Source organism: uncultured Kiloniella sp., from assembly GCF_937128705.1.
Classification (GTDB): Bacteria; Pseudomonadota; Alphaproteobacteria; order Kiloniellales; family Kiloniellaceae; genus Kiloniella.
In genome coordinates this window covers 1-20,482 of the sequence record NZ_CAKZMP010000138.1, presented here as the reverse complement: position 1 = coordinate 20,482, position 20,482 = coordinate 1, and the positions used below count along the sequence as shown (strand labels likewise).

The following is a 20,482-nucleotide window of genomic DNA, read 5'->3' as shown; positions in this document are numbered from 1 at the left end:
CTATGAATACTTCATCAGCCAAGAAACCATCGGCTCGCTTTGCGCCTTGGGATAATCCCGATGAAAAGCCGTTGGTGCGATTTAAGAATGTTACCAAGCGTTTCGGGTCATTTACCGCGATCGATGATATCAGTCTCGATATTTATGAGCGTGAATTTTTTGCTCTGCTCGGCCCATCCGGTTGTGGCAAGACAACGATGATGCGCATGCTAGCGGGGTTTGAAACACCCAGCGAAGGTATTATTTCCCTTGGTGATGATGATATTGGGGCGGTGCCACCCTATAAGCGCCCTGTGAATATGATGTTTCAATCTTACGCACTTTTCCCGCATATGACGGTTGAGGCGAATATCGCTTTTGGTCTGAAACAGGATAAATGGCCCAAAAACCTTATCGCAGAACGCGTAGAGGAAATGCTGTCACTGGTTCAGTTACGAAAGTTTGCCAAGCGGAAACCTCACCAGCTTTCGGGTGGTCAGCGACAGAGAGTTGCACTTGCCCGTTCGCTTGCCAAAAAGCCTAAACTTCTTTTACTTGATGAACCTCTGGGGGCGCTTGATAAAAAGTTACGGGAACAAACCCAGTTTGAGCTGATGGATATTCAAGAAAAACTGGGTATGACCTTTGTTATTGTGACCCATGATCAGGAAGAAGCCATGACTGTTGCCAGCCGTATCGCGGTGATGGATGACGGGAAAATCATGCAGGTGGCAACACCTGAAGTCATTTATGAATATCCCAATAGTCGTTATGTGGCTGATTTTATCGGGGATGTGAACATAATCGAAGGTCGGCTTGATCATAAGACCGAAGAAGGAATTCAATTGGCCTGGGCCGAAGGAGAACCGGAAATAAAAATTGCGAACAATGCTAGCCGATCAGAAAATGAAAATGCTTGTTTCGCCATTCGTCCCGAAAAGGTGCATGTCACCCGTGATGAACCCCAAGGCGTAGATAACAAAATAAAAGGGCAGATTGATGACATTGCTTATGTTGGCAATCTTTCCACTTATCACGTCAGGTTAAGTAATGGGATGATTTTTAAGGCACAGGAATCAAACATACGTCGTTTAGCAAATCGGGAGTTTACTTGGGAAGATCATGTCTGGTTGTCTTGGCGTAGCACCGCCGGCGTCCTATTGGATTAAGGGCGGGGATCATGGATAGAAAACTCGGACGCTTTTTACTTATTGGAATACCCTATTTCTGGTTGTTCCTGCTTTTTCTTGTTCCTTTCGGGATTGTGCTCAAAATCTCGCTTTCGGATGTCGCCGTTGCAATTCCACCTTACACACCGACCTTTGACCTTGATAATGGGTGGGAAGGGATTAAGGCTTTTGTGGGGAATTTGGACTTTGAGAACTATGTCTGGCTCACCGAAGATGATCTCTATTGGTCGAGTTATCTATCCAGCTTGAAAATTGCGTTTGTATCCACGGTTCTCTCCCTTTTGATTGGCTATCCCTTGGCGTACTCTATGGCCAAGGCACCATCTGAATGGCGTCCAACCTTGTTAATGCTGATTATTTTGCCTTTTTGGACGAGCTTTTTGATCCGGGTTTATGCGTGGATTGGTATCTTGAAGACTGAAGGGCTGCTCAATCAGCTTCTAATGTTCGTAGGGGTTGTGGACGATCCATTACACATACTGAATACAGACACAGCTGTTTATATCGGTATTGTCTATTCATATCTGCCCTTTATGGTGCTACCACTTTATTCTGCACTTGAAAAAATGGATGGTTCGCTACTTGAGGCAGCTCAAGACCTCGGATGTACGGCGATATCTGCTTTTTGGAAGGTGACGTTACCTCTTTCAATTCCGGGGATTATCGCAGGATCTTTCCTTGTATTTATTCCGGCGATTGGCGAGTTCGTTATTCCTGATCTTCTTGGGGGATCTGATACCAAGATGATTGGCAAGACCCTTTGGGTTGAATTTTTTAGTAATAGAGACTGGCCCGTTGCTTCGGCTGTTGCTGTATTACTCTTGTTATTGTTGATTGTTCCGATCGTTCTGTTCCAGAAACAGCAAGAACGCGCGCAGGAGGCAGAACAATGAGTAATCGTTTTACATGGTTTAACACCACGTCCCTGACCTTGGGATTTGTCTTTCTGTATCTGCCCATTCTTATTCTGGTATTCTTTAGCTTTAACGAGTCCAGACTTGTAACTGTTTGGGGCGGATTTTCGACAAAATGGTATGCCGAGCTTTTCAAAGATGAAGCCTTTCTGGACGCAGCACTGGTTACGTTACGAGTTGCTTTAGTATCGGCGACTATGGCCACCATTCTGGGGACTCTGGCCGCGGTTGTCATGGTACGGGCAGGGCGTTTTCGCGGCCGAACCCTTTTTTCTGGTATGATCTATGCGCCGTTGGTAATGCCAGAGGTGATAACCGGGCTTTCCCTGCTTTTACTTTTTGTTTCTATGGGAATTGACCGGGGTTTTTGGACCATAACAATGGCCCATATTACCTTTTCAATGTGTTATGCCGCTGTTGTTGTCTCGTCGCGAATGGTTACCTTTGACAGTTCATTAGAAGAAGCCGCGACTGATTTGGGCTGTACGCCTTTTCAATCATTTATAAAGGTGACGTTGCCGATCATGGCACCGGCGATTATTTCTGCCTGGCTGTTATCTTTTACCCTGTCGTTGGATGATCTGGTGATCGCATCCTTTACGTCGGGGCCGGGGGCGACAACTCTGCCAATGAAAATATATAGTCAGGTAAGACTTGGTGTGACGCCAAAGATTAATGCGCTTTCGACGATTTTAATTTTGATTGTCACAATGGGTGTCATCACAGCATCAATACTGACGAAACGGACAGAGGCGCGGCGTAAAGAAGATGAACGGATGGCTGAATCTTAAGCAAGAGGTAAGGGGTGTTAAGGCTTAAGACGAAATTACGTAAGAAATTCAGTCCTAGCCTTGTCCCTAACTATGTCCTGACCATTTCGTGACTAGATCTTGATTGTCTCTCCTGTAACTGTATGTGCGATAATTTCTATGTTGCGCTTGGTTGAAATTATGTTTTTCAATTCTTGGGGAGGGATGAAAGATAGTCCCGTTGATAGAGCATCAGCCGTTGTGGCGTTATCAGCGATAACACTCATCGTTTTGTAAAGAGCTAGGGCATCTGTGTTCTTAACTTGAAGTAAATGCGAATGACCATCCTTCAGGATCGTACCTGTCGGGGACGATGTGGCAATTGCTTTACCAGCATGAAGGTTTACAGCCTTTTCGGGCATTTTTTCTTCTTGGCCTTTAATCGACACCGCCCATTCACGTCCTGATGGATGATTTCCCAACGCTTTAATTTCGCCAACGTTAACCAAGCTATTAGTCAGTCCATGGCTTATCAATAGCTGATAAATTCGGTCGGTAATAAAGCCTTGGGCGATACCGTTAAGGGTAATGGCCATCCCGCGTTTTTTGAACGATATATGTTCGGGGGAAACTGTTATGTTTCTATAATCAATCAATTCTTGGACTGATTGTATGGCCTTCTTGCGCTTATGATCTGTTAGGTTTGGCATTTCACTATGGACGAGCCATAGGGGCTGTATCGTTATATCGAAAGCCCCCTTGGTCAGTGATGAGATTTCATGTGCCTTGGAGATAACTTGAAAAAGCTCTGGCGAAGGGTTTTGAAGCTCGCCCTGTGAATTTAAGAGATTAATTTCTGAAGAGGGAAGGTAGAGGCTAAATATTTTTTCCAAACGGCTAATTTCGTTTTGAATTTTTCGCGCGAGGTCTTCTGATCCCTTTTCTTTGGGCAACAGTATTTCAGCTTGCCCGCCAAGTGCGACACCTTGCCATTTAAAAAACACGGCGTCTTTTTGTGTCCCCAGAGCAAGAGATTGCTTGATTAAAGCGGGGGATAGAAGAGAGGCTGTTCCGATAATTTGTAGAAAACGCCGTCTAGTTTTATTTTTAAGCATGTTATTTACCTGAATATAATAGCTTTATTCTAATGTTGATAACGCAGGATTGTCGGGGATCTCGACCATTCCAAGTACATAATCAATCGGGATTTCATCTAACGAAATCATTCTTCCCCCGTACTGAGATATAAAGTTTTCTGCTGATGAGACTTCTTTAAACGGCACAACAGCAGGTGCGCCCATACCCCCGCGACGGTTGCTTTCAATTACCAAGGTCGCTTCTTTTATATCAATCCAGGGGCCTGCCTCTGGTGATTTCCAGTTCGCTTTTCCCATGTCGGTAACATAAACGGCTGTTATTTCATTACTTTCGTCTGGCAGCTTCATATAACCGACGGCATCTCTGGTTGCTGCGAACCAGATTGGGACTGCTTGTCCCAAGATGTGGATTTGCGCTTTAGGGCCGGGGTGACCCGCAGCAGTCATGCCACAAAAATAACTTTGGTCATCAGATGTAAGTGTTGCTGGATCTGGTCTTGGGGTGTCGTCTGAACCAAAACAACCATTAAGAAGTAAGCTACCAGATACAAGCAGTAATGTGCAGAGCTTGTTCATATCTCTCTCCTTGAAAAGAGGTATCCGGAAAGCAATAGCGGAAGAGTGATCCAGCCTACTAATGCAACGATGGCATATTGGACGGGAAGTACTGCTCGTCCGGCAATGGACGACATTCCAGAAAGAGCTGCTGTACTGTCAAAGCCGGTAAGATTTAATAATCTGAAGGAATCAGCCGGGTTAAATAGCAGCAGGAAATTTACAAAATCTGATTTTATATTTTCACCTTGATCGACGACCAAAGCCCCTAAAACGGCCATATCAAACAGAAGTACAAACAACAACCAAACTGCGACAGCCAAACCCATTGCAGTTGCCCGTTCTTTCACGCAAACGCTTAGTAGATAACCGATCGACAAGAAAGCACTACCTAATAAAACGGTAGAGGCAATTAAGCTCCCAAATACGAGCCAGTCCTGAAGGCTAGCCCCATTGGAACTAAATCCGATTAGGAAACCTGCGGCGCCATAACCGAGAAGTGTCGCGATGGACAGAATAAGAGTGTGTCCAAGAAATTTTCCTAAAATGATTTGCCATCGATTGATGGGGTAGGTGAGCAATAATAGCATAGATCCACGCTCGACCTCGCCGACAATACTGTCATAAGAAAGCATTAGGGATATCAAAGGGACAAGAAAAACAGACAGACTTGAAAGGCTGACAACAGTGACTTGCATGGTACTAATTTTTGCGCCGCCGACAGGTGCTGTCCCCACAAATGCCAAGCTGAGGGCAAGCACAGCAAGCAGACAGGATGCCGCGATGATCCAGCGGTTACGTAGGGCGTCTTTTAGTTCCTTTAGGGCAATGATCCAGATTGTTTTCATCTCATTGTCCTCTCTGATCACTAAAGACGGCATACAACTGGTCTAGCGATGTATTCTGTAGTTCGACGTCTTCAATAAGTGAGCCTAGTTCTCCTAAGTGACGAAGCATTGCCATCTTTGAGCTGGGGGCGCATTCGATTTCCAGATGCTTGCCGTTCATAAAGGTTATCGTTGCATTCTGATTTTGAAGTGGTTGAGCAATTTGTTTCGTCATACCTTCTTTCACAGTGATCCGCAGGCTAAGTGGTAAGTCTGCTTGTGTGCGAAGGTCTTCTAAAGAGCCAGAGGCAACGATCCTGCCAGAGTTCATAACGGTTACGGCATCTGTCTGGGCTTCGAGTTCGGTTAAAACATGAGAACAAAGCAAGATCGTAACACCGTCTTTTCTGAGGTCACGGATAATATCGTAAAAGTGTTGTCTGGCAGCGGGATCAAGACCTGATGTCGGTTCGTCAAGTAGCAGCAACCGTGGTTTACCTAAAAGTGCCTGTGCCAGTCCCAAACGTTGTTTCATGCCTTTAGAGTAGGTTTTATAACGACGATTAAGGGCATCAGACAAGCCAACGATATCCATCAGCTCCAAGCTTCGAAACTTGGTCTCCCCTTTTAGACTTGCATAGAAAGAAATCAGCTCTTTACCTGTCATATTCGCATCAAACGCGACATTTTCAGGTAAAAATCCAATGGCATTACGGTAATGGAAAGCTGTCTTGTCTTTGGGGTCATGGCCGAGGATCGAAAGTGATCCCGCTGTCGGTTGTACCAGCCCAAGAATTAGTTTCATCAGTGTTGTTTTTCCGGCACCGTTATGTCCGACCAAAGCCATAAGACAGCCTTCAGGTACAGAGAAGTTAATGTCCGTCACAGCTTTGTGGGAAGGATAATGCTTACTGACATTTTTTAAAATAATGCTGTTTTTAATCATGGATTTGTCTCCATGCCAGAATTTAAGCGGCCTGAGTTTAATGTGTCAGAGTTCATTGAAATACGATCAATTTTCGGGTGTGTCATCAAGGGTGCACTGTCAAAAACGCCGCCGGGCTGTAGTGAAGGAAACTGCGACTGCGACCAACGTAAGATTTCCATAGCTGGTGAGTTGATCAACAACTTCGCAGCGGGGTAAGCCCAAATTACCTGATCCAGAACATCATTTGGGCGATAGACGCTATCGGCGATATTATCACCGTTTAGATCGAACGCAGGGTTATCGCTCCAGTAATTACCTCTATTGTTCTCTGACCAATCCAGATGACGAGTACCAACATATTTGACTTGGTGTTGATTGTTGATAAAGGCGTTTTCACTAACGGTATTCTTTTCAGATCCCGCTGTGAAGTGGATACCAATTTGGCACCCTTCAAAATGATTTTGCACAAAACGATTTTTGTTGGAGTTGTAGATGAAAACGCATTTTACGCCGCCGTTCTCGACCAGATTTCCTTTGAAAAGGGATGAGTTTGCATAGTTGAGCGCAAAACCATGTTCCTTGTCATTGATTGACTGATTGTTGGTTATTTTCAACTTTTTTGAAAACATGAGAGCGTAACCAACATCGTTGCCGCGGGAAATATTGCCACTGACTTCACTGTTGTTTGTATACATGTAGTGAATGGCAAAGCGCGTTTTTTCGAAAGTATTGTTTCTGAAGATGTTCTTTTTACTCGTGGTGGTGAAAATACCGTCACGACCAAAAAGGATTGTATTGCCTTCGACAATTGATCCCGGCGTATTCCAAAGCTGGACACCATTCCCACGATCATTGACTTGCAGAACCTGTAAACCCTCAATGCGATTATTCCTGACAACAGCATTTTTAGGTCCCCAGAGATAAACTCCGATGAGGTTGTTTTGTAAGATATTATTTTCAACAACAGTATTGTGAGCTGTCTTATTGACAAAAACGCCACTGTTTTGTTGTGAAAGATCCTGTCCGGAATTTATGATCTTTAAACCGGAAACAACACTGTCAGGTGCAATAACTTCAATGGTATTACCTGTGCGATTACCATCAATGACGGCACCTTGTTGGCCTTTAAGGGTCAGTGTTTTTTTTAAGACAATCGGACCTGTATAAATGCCTTTGTTCAGCACAAGAACATCGCCATCCTGTGCATTGATTAGTGAGGTTGTTAGTGTTTCTGGTGTTACTTGTAAAACGACGGCTTGGCTCTCAAACATCGTCATCAAGACGACGGTGCTAAAAAGAAACGCCAAAACATATTGTTTCATGATCAGTTTTTTTAAAAACCAAGCCATCGATCTACTCAACTTTCCCTAAGCTGGCTCAACCAGCATACGGCCACGCATTTCCATGTGAAGCGCGTGACAGAACCACTGACAATAGAACCAGTGAACACCGGGACGATCAGCAATGAAGGTTACGGAAGCTGTTTGTTGAGGACTTACTTCGAAGCAAACGCCATAGTTTGCCAAGGTAAACCCGTGGGTCAGATCTTCAACATCATCAAGGTTGGTAATCACGACGGTGACTTCGTCCCCTTGTTTGACAGTGAACTTTTCCAGACTGAATTCTGGAGCAACAGAGTTCATGTAAACCCGGACCTTGTTACCGTCTCTGATAACATCCTGACAATCTTCCAGATCAATGCCATCTGCTTTTGCCATTGCAACGGTATCGGCAAAGGTTGGTTCGTTACGATCATAAACATGAACCGGATTAACAACTGATCTGTGGACAATGATACAGTCATGTGGTTCGGCAAAGGTCGGGCCGTCATGAACAATTTTCATCTCGTCGCCAGAAATATCGATCAACTGTTCGTTCTCTGGTTTAAGAGGTCCAACATTGATGTAGCGATCTTTAGAGAACTTGTTCATAGAGATCAGCCATTTACCATCGGCTTCAGAGGTTTCCCCCATAGACGTATGGTTGTGACCAGGTTGGTAATGAACATCAATCTTCTGAATAATCGGATCGATATCTTCACCTTTGTAGGCGCGAATGGCTTTTTCAATGTCCCATTTAACAACCTGGCTATCCAGGAAGAGGGTGGTATAGGCGTTGCCGCGTCCATCAAATGCTGTGTGGAGCGGACCAAGGCCAAGCTGTGGTTCTGCTACAATCGCATCACGAGGTTTGATCTTGCCGTCAAACACATCATCAAGACGGTCAACGTCAATAACAGATGCTGTTGGTGACAGTTTACCGTTCACCACAATGTGGCGCTTATCCGGCGCAGCATTGACACCGTGCGGGCTGTTAGAAATTGGAATATAGGTGGTAAGGGAAGAACCTTTGGTTCCATCAACAACTGGAACACCGCCGTCAAATACTTCGTATTCACCTTTGGCTACGGCTTCTTCGATACGTTTGATATTGAAAACAACGACATGATCCTGCTCTGATGATGTCATTTCAGCTAAGTTAACACCTTCTTCAGAGTTGTAAGAGGAAGATATCGCGTATTTACCCTGATAATCGGCATCGACGTTATCTAGGTTACCGCTGACTTTAACCTGCCACTTAACTTCCATGGTGTCGCCATCAATGGCAGAGAACACAGCAAAGTATTTACTTGGATCGTCTAGAACAGAACCATCGTTTGGCAAGGGAACACGGTGTTCGCCATTAGCAAAGATATAGCCCGTACGGGGGTATCTTTGCGGACGCAGACCATGAATATCTGACGCATTCGGAATTTCGATGATTTTATCGACCTTCATGATATCACAGCGAACACGTGCGACACGTGTATTGGCCTTGTCATTCATGAAGAGATAACGGCCGTCATAGGCACCTTCGGTAAAGGACATATGAGGGTGGTGTAAATCACCGTTCATATAGTCGCCGCCGCGTGTTTCAAGAAATTTCTTGGTTTGTGGCAACAGGTTTTCAGTAAGAATTTTCTTACTTTCGTTGGTTTGTCCCCAACCTGTCGCAGAACATCTATTGAATACCGGTACGCGCATAAGCTCACGCATAGAAGGAAGACCAAGAATACGGAGTTCACCCGCTTGTCCTGATGACCAAAAACCGTAGTATTCGTCCAATTGACCCGGCTCAACGGCGGCGGGGTTATTAGCGCCAGCCGCAGATGCTGTTGAAACACCCCCTAATCCAGCAATACCAGAGGCAGCACCGACACCAGCGATAGTCGCTAGTTTAGCTGAACCCCCAAGCAGATCACGTCTGGACAGACCTTTATCTTTTGACATTTATATGCTCCTCTTTAAGTGCCCAACCTGTCGCGTGTCTCACCATTCAACAGGCTGGGCGTGCTGTCGCCCTTGGGGCGACGGTTTTGCTAGCCCGGGGTTCCTTTCCCCGGGGTAGCGCCTTTCCCTCTGGCTTTTGCAGAAGGTCCGGGGTTGTTCTTATCATCACCTATGAAATCTGGAATTTCAGTCGCCGAGCAGCTTGCTTTTACAACAGCAGCGCTTTTGCTTTGAAGATCCTGTAGGCGTTCTCTACGCTTGCGTTTTTGTACCATTGGCGGACAGCGATGTTCATCGTGATAAACAACCTGACAATGCAGACAATAGAGACATTCGTTCGGGTTGATCTCGCCCGTGGGATGGATTGCTTGGACCATACATTCTTTGGCACAAGTCTGGCAGGGACTACCGCAGTCTTTGGGATGGCGTTTAAGCCATTCAAACATGCGCATACGTCCGGGAATGGCCAAGGCAGCGCCCAAAGGACAAATGTATCGGCAATAAAAACGTTCAACAAACAGGCCAGCAGCCAAAAGAGCAACCGCATAGAGAACCCAAGGCCAGTCGCGAACAAACTTCAGGATGATAGAGGTTTTGAATGGTTCAATTTCTGCCCAATGTTCTGCGTCTTGCAGGGAATAGAGGGATAGTCCAAACAGGCCAAGAAAGATAATGTATTTCAATGGCCACAGGCGTTCATGAAGTCCCCATGGTAGCTCGAATTGCGGTATTTTACAGAATTTAGCTGCTTGATTTAAGAGTTCCTGTAAGGCCCCAAACGGACATAGCCATCCACAATAAGCCCCGCGTCCCCAAAAAAGTAGCGCCCCGGCAACAGATAACCACAATAAGAAGATCATGGGTTCCATCAGGAAGTAGTTCCAGCTGAAATCTGTTATAAGCGCATTCGCAAAAGTGAGGACGTTAACAACAGAAAGCTGTGCCTGAGCGTAAAACCCAATAAAGAGAACGGTAAAGACAAGAAACAGATTTCTGGTCCATGTCAGAAGTTTTGGGCGTTGAACCAACCAGTCCTGAAAAAAGAAAATGATCGTGAGTATGGCAATCGCAACACTAAGAACGGCGATGTCGGGTCTTTTAAGATCCCACATGCGTTTCCATAACTCTACGCGATGGGTATCTTCGGATGCTTCCTGATTTACAGAAGACTCTGATGTTTTTGTTGTCGCAGTGGGTGCGGGGGCTAGTTTCTCTATTGTGACGTACTTGTCTGGCAGATCATAATTTAGTTCGAAGGCCAGAAAAATCTTTTTGATTGCAGCAATTTCACGGTTGGCAAGTAACTCGATACGAAAATTATCTGCCGGGTTAAACTCAACATCCGTTGGGATACGGAAGAGAGCTATTTCCTTGAAATAAGGGGCGCCATCCGCACCAAGATCGCCGATGCGTTTGTGGAACTTATCCCTAAAACGAACAGAGCTTTCTCCCTGGATAAGTTGAAAGCGGTCAAAGATGCCACCACGCACATAGCCCGAACCTTTGAATGAATAGCGACCATTGGCAAAGATAAGAACAGCCTCTTGATTGGGTTCTAGTTGTTTTTGCAAGTGGTTGTATTCCGCATCCCCAAGCAAGGTCTTACCAATAGCGGGTACACTAACAGGAGCGACATAGAGATCTATGTAGATATCATCTGGCGCCCCCTTTTCTGGACGAGCAGCTGCTTTTTTGTTTCCAGAATTTTCAAAGGCTTCGTTGATTTCTGCAAGGGTGATTACCCTGTGACGAACAGCACCATTGCCAAGTAGCGTTTGCCAATCAGTAACCTCGGTGATGTCTTTATTGACGTGCCTTATTTCTGTTGGTCCGGATGCTTGATCTTGTTGAACACCAGCAATGCCAAGATATCGTGCAAATTTAATGGCTGACCTGAAGATAGAATCTTCAATGACCATGATGGTGACCGTTGCACCACTGATCATATCGACTTCACCCGTGTCGCGGCTCTGTCCTGTCCGACTAACAGCATCAATACCAGTGTAACCGGACATAAAATTAGATATTTTTTCTTCTGGAATACCAATCAGAACTATGGGTTCGTGGTGTTTAACAAGCTTTGTCCCACTGACAACACCTTCCGGGGTTAGGCCGACGACTACGTTGATCGGTTTACCAGAATATCCCGTGGCATTAACGAAATCGGTATTGAGATAGGCGTATCCAACTTTTTCGTTATCTTTTAATATTTCTGCATAGGAAGGTGCGCCGGGAACCAGCCGAAACTCTGTCGCACCTTCAAATATTTCATTTGGAGTTACCTTGGAGAGGTATTCTTCAAAGTTGTTTGACGCTGCATTGGCCGTGGACAAAGCGAAGAGAATAGTAAGCCCGATTAGAAGCGGTATATAGATGAGCTTTTGTATAAAGACAGCAGATACATCATGACAGGCGGCAATTGCCTTTGTTCTGTTGATGTTTTTTTCCGTTGTACTCTTTGCCCATGCCTTTTGGTTCGGCATGAAGCATCTCCTTTCGCTTACATACTGACAAAATCCTAATGGAAACAAACATCTGCCTATTTACCGAAATTGCCTTTGATGTAAGTCAATAAAGATGCAAAAAAATTATGTCTTTAAGTTTTTCATTCCCAACGCAATAGATAAAAGCCTGATTTCAGGCATTTAATAAGAGGAGATATAAGGGGAGAGCAAAAGAATTAACCCGTGGGGCTGAATAGGTTTTCTTCTATTTGGATAAGGGTTGGACGGTTCTCAGCACGCGCTCTTTTTAACGCCGCAGGCAGCTCTTCTTTTGATGAAAGATGTTCAGCGTAAAGACCATAAGCCTCGGCTATAGCAGGAAAGTCTGGGGAACTGGGCGTGACACCCTCTGGGGTTATATCATTTTCCAGCATAAAGTTTTTAATTTCCAGATATCCGTCGTTATTCCAGACGATAACGATAATGTTTGCACCTGCGTCTATCGCTGAACCCAGCTCACCTAGTGTAAATTGAATGCCGCCATCACCCGTTAAGCAAACTACCGGACGCTCAGGATCGGCAAGTTGTGCGCCGATAGCAGCCGGAAGTGCGTAACCCAATGTTCCAAAGCCCGTTGCTGAATTCATCCAGCCTTTGGGGCTATCCGGCGAATAATAGAGATTACCGGCATAAACTGGCTGGGTTGAATCGCCTATGATCACGACACCGGGCAATGATGATTTGATTGTTTCAAGAAACTTGATCTGTTCTTGCATCGGCTTTGATAACTCGTTGAATGCCGCTTGTTTCGTCGTTAAGGCGCGATCAGCTCCATTTCTGTTTACGTGCGATTGTTCATTTTCTTTCAGGGAGTGAACCAGTTTCTGCATGGTTAGATCTGCGTCACCAATAACACCGATCGTTGGGTGTATGTTTCTATGTAATTGAAGAGGATCAAGATCAACACGAATTAAAGTGTTGGGAATTGTGAACTCTTGATTTCCATACATGTCAAAATCGGTTGGACCGAGTTCTGTTCCCATGGCCAAAACAAGGTCAGAATTTTCAATAACGGACCTAACTGACTTCAAAGAGGGGCTGGCTGGTATTGCGAGGGGATGGCTATCAGGTATTAAACCCCGGGCGTTAACCGTCATAATAACAGGACAATCCAAGTATTCAGCGAGTTCCTGAGCTGATTTATTTTTCCCTTTAACGCCCCCACCAATTATTAGAAGTGGTGATTTTGCACCAAAACAGAGGTCTGCGATCTGATCAATAGCGGTTTTATCTGGGGCCGGGGGATGAGGAAATGTCAGAGAAGGGATGGGCATAAGGTGATCAGCTGGTGCAGACATCAGGTCAATTGGTATTTCAATATGAACAGGTCTTGGACGTGCGCTTGAAAAAACAGCAAATGCTCGTGCCATTACCTGTGGTAAATCATCAGGGTGATTGACGGAATAACTAAAGGATGAAACCTGTTCTGCAAATGCGCTTTGGTTGGGTAGCTCATGTAGGTTCCCATTACCGTGTCCAAGATGTTTGGTTTTATTAACACCTGAAATAACCAGCATGGGAATTGAATCTGCATAGGCTTGAGCCATTGCCGTTGAGATGTTGGTTAGTCCGGGGCCTGTAATAACAAAACACACACCCGGTTTTCCGCTAATGCGTGCATAGCCATCTGCCATGAAGCCTGCGCCTTGTTCGTGGCGCGGTGTATAGTGGGTAATAGGAGAGTTCGCCAGACCACGATAAAGTTCGATTGTATGAACGCCGGGTATGCCAAAAACCCGATCCACTTCGTAGCTTTCAAGTAGCTTTATGAGAAATTCGCCAAGTGTTGTCATGATGGTTTCACTTTATAAAGGAAGGCAGGGGTTATGTGGAATATACCGCGGCTTGTTGTTGACCAAGGGTTTTGCAAAAGGCGCAAATTCGTTGACAACCTTCGATGATTTGTTTTTCAGAAAGGGTGAAAGACAATCTAATATGCCCCTTTGCGCTGTGACCGAAAGGCTCAGCATCTAGTACGCAAACACCTGTTTGAGCATAAAGTTGCTCCGCAAAATCACGGCTTGTTAGGCCGGTTGACCTGATGTCGACCAATAAAAACATTCCAGCTTGGGGACTGTGGGTTACCAAGTTTATTGCTGGTTTAAGAGATTCCAACGTTAGATCACGACGCTTGTGATAGATCTCTTTCATTTTTTGAGGCTCTTCAGCCAGATCTGTTAAAGCGACTTTTGCAGCTTCTTGCGAAAATCCCGGCAGACCATACAACATACAAAGCGCAATTTTTTCCATCGCTTGAATTAAGTGTTTGGGGCCAATTGCCCATCCCAGCCGCCAACCTGTCATGGCGTGAGATTTGGATAAGCTACTTATTGTAACTGTTCGCTCTGCCATACCTGTTATAGAGGCGATAGAGACATGCTCGCCGGTGAAAATCAGGTCAGAATAAACTTCGTCTGCGATTACCCATAAGTTATGCGCTTGTGCAAGTTGCGCGATTTTCTCAAGTTCTGCTTTTGTCATAACAACGCCCGTTGGATTATTTGGGGTTGTTAGGAAAATAGCCTTGGTTCTTGGTGTAATTGCATCTTCTATTGCCTTGATATCAGGTCTGAAACCTGTTTCTGCTGATTGGGGAACGGGGACGATCGTTGCGCCCGTTACACAAATGCTGGCCTCATAGGTGATATACATCGGCTCCAGAGCGATAATCTCATCGCCTTGGGTCGCGATACACAGTGATGACGTGAAGAGGGCACACTGAGCCCCCGCCAATACGATAACATTGTCGGCAGATACCTGTTGTTTCGTCTGTTTGTTATGCCGTTTGGCGAGGATATCTCTTAATTCGTATCGACCTGTTAATTCTGTGTAATGGGTATCACCTGCATCCAACGCATCTTTGGCAGCTGATGTGATTTTTTTCGGCGTTGAAAAGTCTGGGTCTCCGACGCTCATCACGATGATATCTTTACCCTCGGACTTTTCCTGCAAAGCCTTACTATGTAAATCCCATGCGGATGCACCAGCACCAGTTACGCGTTTTGTAAGGGGGGAAAGTTGCATATATCACCTGACTTGTAATGGTTGTAAGCTCACCGTGCCTGTCAAAGAATACAGTTGGCATATCTGGATAATACATAAAACTGAACAGTCGTTCAATAAGAAAAATATCAGGCTCGTTTTAATGACCTGAATGCATGTGTTGTCAGAGAGATATATACGGGGTAAATCTAGATAACAGGTGGTTTTTAAGGTTTAATTTTCTGAGAACAATATGACAGAAACTCCAAAATTTCGGCGTCAGGCACCAGACGCACGGAAAAAAGATTTGGTTAAAGCGACCATTCGCTGCCTTGAAAAGAAGGGAAGCGATGGACTGTCCGTGCGAAGTATAAGTTCGGAAGCCGGGATATCTGTCGGTCTCATAAATCACCATTATCCCAGTAAAGATGATTTGATCGCAGATGCCTATGAAAAGCTTGCGACAGATATTTTGCAAAATGTTGTCGATATTGTTGCTGAAACAAATGGATCGCCCCGTGAAAAAATGAGTGCTTTTTTTAAAGCCTATTTTTCTTCAATTGTTTTGGATCAAAAGTTTCTGAGGATCTGGATTGTGTTCTGGCACATGTCGGACAAGTCCGAACAGGTGCGACTGTCTCATGACAAGACAAATGCAGGCTTTCGCCAACAAATCGAACTCATGCTCCGGGATCTGGTAAAGTCTTCTGAAACGCCTGAGTTTAACTATCGACTTGCGGCCATTGGCCTTAGTGGAATGCTGGATGGTCTTTGGCTTGAATGGTGTCTTAACCCCGATGTTTTCTCTCCTGAAGAGGGGTTAATGTTATGCGAAGGCTGGGTTGATGGCCTGATGGCTGGCGCCTTTAAGCTGTAAAATCATGCTATAACTATTGGAATGACTATGGAAGTTTCCTTTTCATGGAGAGGAATTTTTATGGGAAAAATTTCTAGTTGAACATGTGTTCAGTTGTGTTATCGTTTATTGTACTGAAAGCGGTTTTCAAAAAACTGAGTGTTAGGGCCAAAGAAACAGGAAAACTTGTTCATGCCCTCGTTCCGAACAGGGAGAAAGTAATGAAAAATTTCAGACAAACGATGATGACGGGTCTTGCCGGGATCGCAGGAATTACAGGCATCGTGATAGCATCCACCGGGTTTGCCTTTGCGGGTGAAACACTTGATCGGATAATGGACAAGAAGACCTTGGTAATTTCAACTGATGCAGAATACCCCCCGCAATCTTCGTTAAATGCAGATAACGAGTTTGTTGGTTTTGACATTGATGTTGGCCATGCTATTGCCAAATACCTTGGTGTAGAAGCAGAATTTGTAACACCGGGGTGGGATGTTATTACGGCAGGTCATTGGTCAGGACGTTGGGATATGTCTGTGGGGTCTATGACGCCAACAAAAAAGCGCGCAGAAGTTTTGGATTTTCCTGCGATCTATTATTTTACACCTGCGGCATTGGTTGTTCATGAAAAGAATACATCCATCTTAAGTACGAAAGATGCATCAGGTCATAAGGTTGGTGTCGGGGTTTCGACGACCTATGAAAGCTATTTGAAGAAAAACTTGGTGATTGATGCTGAGAATGTTCCTGAGTTTTCTTATATTATCGATGATGCTGATATTCGTACCTATGATACAGATTTACTGGCACTGGATGATCTGCGCCTTGGTGACGGGGTGCGTTTAGATGCTGCTTTTACTGCATTACCAACTGTTTTAGAGGCAAAGAAGAAGGGTTACCCTATTAAAATTGTTGGCCCGGAAGCTTTGTTTATGGAACCTTTGGCGATTGCAACAGACAAGGGTGACGCGGAGCTTAATGCGAAAATAAAAGAAGCTGTTTCTGCTTTGCGTGCGGACGGAACGCTCTCTCGCTTATCTCAAAAGTGGTATGGCGGTGACCTGACACAGTGAGTATGATCTTGTGAATAATATGTCATTTAATTTCGTAGAGCGGCCATTAGCACGATGGTCGCTCTATTTCGTTGTTATCTATCTTATTTTTTTGAACTTTGATCTATCTGGCTTTGCCGAAGGTTCTGGGTTTTCAATAAATGTTGAACTTATTCGCGGCACCTTTGTACTTGGGGTTTTGTTGAATTTTTTCCTTGTGAGCAAGTTGCCTAAAACAGCACAGCTTTTTGTTACCTGGGGACAGCTTTTGGCGCTGTTTCTCTTCTTTTTTTACAGCTTCGATCTCTCTTACGAGTTTATTCTGTCCCGATTACCCCATTTGCTTGGATTTGGTCTGAAAAGTGGGTTTCTTATGGGGGCGGCACTTACGGTTTTTATCTGTGCCGTTTCTATTTTTGCGTCAACCATTCTGGCCTTGGTTGCTGCTCTTGCGCGCCTGTCAAAAAACGGCATGGCGTTGGGTATTTCAACTTTTTACATCTCTTTTTTTCGGGGAACGCCGCTGCTTTTACAAATCCTTTTGGTTTATTTAGGGTTACCGCAAGTTGGTGTTGTTCTTGATCCGATCCCGGCAGCTATCATTGCTTTGTCCCTTTGTTATGGTGCCTATATGGCAGAGATCTTTCGCGCAGGTATTCAAGCTATTCCAGCAGGACAGTCCGAGGCGGCCAGAGCTTCGGGGCTTAAAAAAAATCAAATTATGCGGCTTGTCATTTTACCCCAAGCTATCCGATTGATTATTCCTCCGACTGGTAATCAGTTTATTGCCATGCTTAAAGATAGCTCTCTGGTTTCTGTTTTGGGAGCTTGGGAGTTAATGTATATGTCCAGAACCCATGGTCGTGCAGAGTTCAAGTATATGGAAATGTTGATTTCTGCGGCGCTCATTTACTGGTTTCTGTCTGTAGGATTTGAAATCTTTCAATCCAGGATCGAAAAGAAGTACGGCAAAGGTATCGACGTCAACCATGTCTAGTTTGGTTGACGTCAAGATACTAGTCTTGTTTGCGTTTATTCTGTCGCTTGATAATACGGGCTAAAAATACAGGAACGATAAAGACGATTACCAAAAGACGCAGAGCGTGATGCGTGGTGACAAAAGCAGGATCTATTCCCATAGATAAAGCGGCTAATGTCATCTCTGCAAAACCACCGGGGGACAGGGCAAGGATCAGCGCTTCAAACTCTAGATCAAATGCATAGGACAATGCCCCGGATACAACCAGTGTTACCGCCAGCATCAAAAATGCCATGATGATGGACAGCAGCATTAAACGACCTACCTGTCCAAGCGAGTACCCTGCAAAACGGGCACCCAAAGCGGAACCAAGAGTAAGTTGTAACAGGATCGTGACGATTTCGGGTGGTTCGCCTTGAACGAACCCACCAGTGTGTACAATTGCACTAAGTAAAAGTGGCCCTGTCAGCTGATACGCGGGAAATTTCGCAATCTTGCCGAGGAATAACCCGCCCAAAGCAAGAATAAGTAAAATCAGGATATCAACCGAGGACCACAAAGGGGCGCTAGTCCCTTGTTCAACTATTTCTAATCCTGACCAATAGGTGAGGAATAGCGGGATTGCCAAGAGTATGGTTGCCACCCGGCATGCGTGGGCGAGGGTCAGGGCTGGGACATCAGCGCCAGCTTCTTCGCCAAGCAGGGTCATTTCAGATAATCCGCCGGGGAACCCTGCAAAAATCGCTGTCAGGCGATCCATCTTTATAAATTTACGACAGTAAAACTGTGCAATAAAGGTGAGGATAGCAAGATAGAGCACAGCGGCGATCAGGGTTGGTATCCATTCGCCAGCACGGGCAAGAACTTCGGGAGAAAAAGTCCCGCCCAACATGACACCAAGAATAACCATAATGATCAGACGTACAGGTTTTGTAACGCCAACGGGAATACCTGACAGCGAGGCAATAAGGCTACCTGTCAGACATCCAAGCATCCAGGGAAGCGGGAGGCCAAGTGCCCAAAACACACAGCCCCCCGTCAAACCGGATAGAAAAGTCAGAACCAGCTTAAGTGCTGTTATTTGACGTACTTTTTTGGGGGAAGACACATTCTATCCTTCACCATCATTTACTTTGAGGGCGCGTCTTCTGCGTACATCAATGAGGTTCTGTACCAATGGGGCAAGTAGCACAATAATAGTGATCCCCAAGATACTTGCCGTAATTGGGCGCTCCCAAAGGAAAGAAAGCTCTCCGTCACTGATCGCTAACGCGCGACGTAAATTATCTTCCATCATCCCACCCAGAATAAAGCCAAGAAGCATGGGCGCGAGAGGGAAGTTTATCAAACGGAAGACGATGGCAAGAATAGCAACGATGACCATGATATGAATATCAAAGGTGTTAAAGGAAACGAGATAAACACCGATCAACGAGAAGAACAGTATCAAGGGCGTCAAAATCTGCTTGGGTAGAGATAACAACCGCGCGATATACGGAATCAAAGGCAAGTTAAGAACCAGCAGGATGATATTACCGATATACATAGAAATAATCACGGACCAGAACACAGCAGGTTGTTCCACAAATAGTCTTGGCCCCGGTTGAACGCCATATGAGATTAGCGCGCCAAGCATAACAGCCGTTGTTCCTGACCCCGGAATACCGAGTGTCAGAAGCGGCACAAACGATCCTGAGCAGGCGGCGTTGTTTGCCGTTTCCGGAGCGGCCAACCCACGCAGAGAACCCTTACCGAATTTGAGTTTTTCCTTTGCGCTGGCAAAGCTGCGTTCCATGCCATAGGCAAGGAAAGAGGCAATCGTCGCCCCCGCACCGGGAAGGACCCCGATAAAGAAACCAAGAACAGAACTTCGTCCAACAACTGGGGCCAGGTCTTTGACTTCCTCTTTGCTGATTTTCATGCTGCCAAGATTACCTTTTGTGGCATCTTCAGCTTCTTTTGATACTTTTTCTGGCTTTAGAACGACCATCAAAGCTTCTGACAGGGCAAAGGTTGCCATTGCCAACAGCAGGAAGCTGATACCATCAATTAAATCCAGAGAGCCAAAGGTGAAACGTTGAAGTCCGGCTGTTTGATCGGTTCCAATGGTCGAGAGCATCAATCCAAAGAGCGTCATTAGCACGGCAATCAGGAATTTTCCTTTTCCGGCAAAAGCGGATACAGCTGTTAGGCCAAGAACCATGAGCGCAAAATAATCTGCTGATTGAAAACTGAGTGATACCGAAGCCAGGGCAGGAGCCGCAAACAAAAGGAATATGGCGGCGATGGTACCACCACTAAAAGAGCTGTAAGCGGCAATTGCGAGGGCTTTACCTGCGTGTCCCTGTTTTGCAAGGGGGTAGCCGTCAAATGCTGTGGCAACTGTTCCAGCTACGCCGGGCGCATTAATTAGGATTGCAGATGTTGATCCACCAAATATAGCGCCATAATAAACGCCAGCCATCAGGATCATACCTGTTGCCGGATCAAAGCCATAAGTGATGGGGATCATCAACGCGATGGCTGAAATAGGTCCAAGCCCCGGCAACATGCCGATAAAGGTTCCTGCGAAACACCCAACAAAAACCATAAGAAGATTAA

Annotated in this window: 17 protein-coding genes; 6 read left to right on the top strand and 11 right to left on the bottom strand. The window is 45.3% G+C overall.

All coding sequences use genetic code 11. The features are described 5' to 3' along the window. Positions 1-2: 2 nt before the first annotated feature. From Q0241_RS07705 to Q0241_RS07695, 3 genes are read left to right on the top strand one after another with little or no spacing between them, the layout of a single operon-like run. Entirely contained in the window at positions 3-1,148 is a 1,146-nt protein-coding gene (locus tag Q0241_RS07705; protein WP_299375591.1) for an ABC transporter ATP-binding protein, read from the top strand. A gap of 11 nt (positions 1,149-1,159) precedes the next feature. Then, on the top strand, positions 1,160-2,062 hold the full coding sequence (locus Q0241_RS07700; RefSeq protein ID WP_299375589.1) for an ABC transporter permease subunit: 903 nt from the start codon (positions 1,160-1,162) through the stop codon (positions 2,060-2,062). Further along, positions 2,059-2,874, top strand: a complete 816-nt coding sequence (locus Q0241_RS07695) for an ABC transporter permease (protein WP_299375587.1) — start codon at positions 2,059-2,061, stop codon at positions 2,872-2,874. Before Q0241_RS07700 ends, Q0241_RS07695 begins: the two co-directional genes overlap by 4 nt. Positions 2,875-2,966: 92 nt before the next feature. On the opposite strand, the gene Q0241_RS07690 is transcribed toward Q0241_RS07695, so the two are convergent. The 9 genes from Q0241_RS07690 to Q0241_RS07650 form a co-directional block, all read right to left on the bottom strand. Further along, complete coding sequence (locus Q0241_RS07690; protein ID WP_299375585.1) at positions 2,967-3,947, bottom strand: FAD:protein FMN transferase; 981 nt, start codon at positions 3,945-3,947, stop codon at positions 2,967-2,969. A gap of 24 nt (positions 3,948-3,971) precedes the next feature. Beyond that, entirely contained in the window at positions 3,972-4,505 is a 534-nt protein-coding gene (locus tag Q0241_RS07685) for a nitrous oxide reductase accessory protein NosL (protein WP_299375583.1), read from the bottom strand. Further along, positions 4,502-5,332, bottom strand: a complete 831-nt coding sequence (locus Q0241_RS07680; RefSeq protein ID WP_299375581.1) for an ABC transporter permease subunit — start codon at positions 5,330-5,332, stop codon at positions 4,502-4,504. Before Q0241_RS07680 ends, Q0241_RS07685 begins: the two co-directional genes overlap by 4 nt. 1 nt (position 5,333) lies before the next feature. Beyond that, entirely contained in the window at positions 5,334-6,257 is a 924-nt protein-coding gene (locus tag Q0241_RS07675) for an ABC transporter ATP-binding protein (RefSeq protein WP_299375579.1), read from the bottom strand. Then, positions 6,254-7,588 (bottom strand): nitrous oxide reductase family maturation protein NosD, encoded by a 1,335-nt coding sequence (locus Q0241_RS07670; protein WP_299375577.1) that lies wholly within the window; start codon positions 7,586-7,588, stop codon positions 6,254-6,256. The genes Q0241_RS07675 and Q0241_RS07670 overlap by 4 nt, the downstream gene beginning before the upstream one ends. Positions 7,589-7,606: 18 nt before the next feature. After that, positions 7,607-9,508 (bottom strand): TAT-dependent nitrous-oxide reductase, encoded by a 1,902-nt coding sequence (gene nosZ, locus Q0241_RS07665; RefSeq protein WP_299375576.1) that lies wholly within the window; start codon positions 9,506-9,508, stop codon positions 7,607-7,609. A gap of 89 nt (positions 9,509-9,597) precedes the next feature. Further along, the gene (locus Q0241_RS07660) at positions 9,598-11,991 is read right to left on the bottom strand and encodes a NosR/NirI family protein (RefSeq protein WP_299375574.1); all 2,394 of its coding nucleotides are present in this window, start codon (positions 11,989-11,991) and stop codon (positions 9,598-9,600) included. Positions 11,992-12,188: 197 nt separating this feature from the next. Beyond that, on the bottom strand, positions 12,189-13,805 hold the full coding sequence (locus tag Q0241_RS07655; protein ID WP_299375572.1) for a 5-guanidino-2-oxopentanoate decarboxylase: 1,617 nt from the start codon (positions 13,803-13,805) through the stop codon (positions 12,189-12,191). 31 nt (positions 13,806-13,836) lie between these two features. Further along, a complete protein-coding gene (locus Q0241_RS07650) occupies positions 13,837-15,036 on the bottom strand; it encodes a pyridoxal phosphate-dependent aminotransferase (RefSeq protein WP_299375570.1) in 1,200 nt (399 codons plus the stop codon). A 211-nt stretch (positions 15,037-15,247) separates the two neighbouring features. Between Q0241_RS07650 and Q0241_RS07645 the strand changes: the two genes are divergently transcribed. The 3 genes from Q0241_RS07645 (at position 15,248) to Q0241_RS07635 (ending at position 17,899) form a co-directional block, all read left to right on the top strand. Then, a complete protein-coding gene (locus Q0241_RS07645; RefSeq protein WP_299375568.1) occupies positions 15,248-15,871 on the top strand; it encodes a TetR family transcriptional regulator C-terminal domain-containing protein in 624 nt (207 codons plus the stop codon). 200 nt (positions 15,872-16,071) lie between these two features. After that, positions 16,072-16,923: a transporter substrate-binding domain-containing protein gene (locus Q0241_RS07640; RefSeq protein WP_299375565.1), complete on the top strand. Its 852-nt coding sequence runs from the start codon at positions 16,072-16,074 to the stop codon at positions 16,921-16,923. 19 nt (positions 16,924-16,942) lie between these two features. After that, the gene (locus tag Q0241_RS07635) at positions 16,943-17,899 is read left to right on the top strand and encodes an amino acid ABC transporter permease (protein ID WP_299375562.1); all 957 of its coding nucleotides are present in this window, start codon (positions 16,943-16,945) and stop codon (positions 17,897-17,899) included. Between the two features lie 19 nt (positions 17,900-17,918). Here the strand turns inward: Q0241_RS07635 and Q0241_RS07630 are convergent, their stop codons facing one another. After that, the gene (locus tag Q0241_RS07630; protein ID WP_299375559.1) at positions 17,919-18,989 is read right to left on the bottom strand and encodes an AbrB family transcriptional regulator; all 1,071 of its coding nucleotides are present in this window, start codon (positions 18,987-18,989) and stop codon (positions 17,919-17,921) included. A gap of 3 nt (positions 18,990-18,992) precedes the next feature. Beyond that, on the bottom strand, positions 18,993-20,482 hold a 1,490-nt coding region (locus Q0241_RS07625; RefSeq protein WP_299375556.1), incomplete at its 5' end, for a tripartite tricarboxylate transporter permease.

Coding starts and splice junctions, on each gene's coding strand:
- nosZ (WP_299375576.1), bottom strand. CDS start 9,508: ATGTCAAAAGATAAAGGTCTGTCCAGACGTGATCTGCTTGGGGGTTCA.
- Q0241_RS07650 (WP_299375570.1), bottom strand. CDS start 15,036: ATGCAACTTTCCCCCCTTACAAAACGCGTAACTGGTGCTGGTGCATCC.
- Q0241_RS07655 (WP_299375572.1), bottom strand. CDS start 13,805: ATGACAACACTTGGCGAATTTCTCATAAAGCTACTTGAAAGCTACGAA.
- Q0241_RS07690 (WP_299375585.1), bottom strand. CDS start 3,947: ATGCTTAAAAATAAAACTAGACGGCGTTTTCTACAAATTATCGGAACA.
- Q0241_RS07695 (WP_299375587.1), top strand. CDS start 2,059: ATGAGTAATCGTTTTACATGGTTTAACACCACGTCCCTGACCTTGGGA.
- Q0241_RS07670 (WP_299375577.1), bottom strand. CDS start 7,588: ATGGCTTGGTTTTTAAAAAAACTGATCATGAAACAATATGTTTTGGCG.
- Q0241_RS07700 (WP_299375589.1), top strand. CDS start 1,160: ATGGATAGAAAACTCGGACGCTTTTTACTTATTGGAATACCCTATTTC.
- Q0241_RS07660 (WP_299375574.1), bottom strand. CDS start 11,991: ATGCCGAACCAAAAGGCATGGGCAAAGAGTACAACGGAAAAAAACATC.
- Q0241_RS07645 (WP_299375568.1), top strand. CDS start 15,248: ATGACAGAAACTCCAAAATTTCGGCGTCAGGCACCAGACGCACGGAAA.
- Q0241_RS07680 (WP_299375581.1), bottom strand. CDS start 5,332: ATGAAAACAATCTGGATCATTGCCCTAAAGGAACTAAAAGACGCCCTA.
- Q0241_RS07705 (WP_299375591.1), top strand. CDS start 3: ATGAATACTTCATCAGCCAAGAAACCATCGGCTCGCTTTGCGCCTTGG.
- Q0241_RS07685 (WP_299375583.1), bottom strand. CDS start 4,505: ATGAACAAGCTCTGCACATTACTGCTTGTATCTGGTAGCTTACTTCTT.
- Q0241_RS07675 (WP_299375579.1), bottom strand. CDS start 6,257: ATGATTAAAAACAGCATTATTTTAAAAAATGTCAGTAAGCATTATCCT.
- Q0241_RS07640 (WP_299375565.1), top strand. CDS start 16,072: ATGAAAAATTTCAGACAAACGATGATGACGGGTCTTGCCGGGATCGCA.
- Q0241_RS07635 (WP_299375562.1), top strand. CDS start 16,943: ATGTCATTTAATTTCGTAGAGCGGCCATTAGCACGATGGTCGCTCTAT.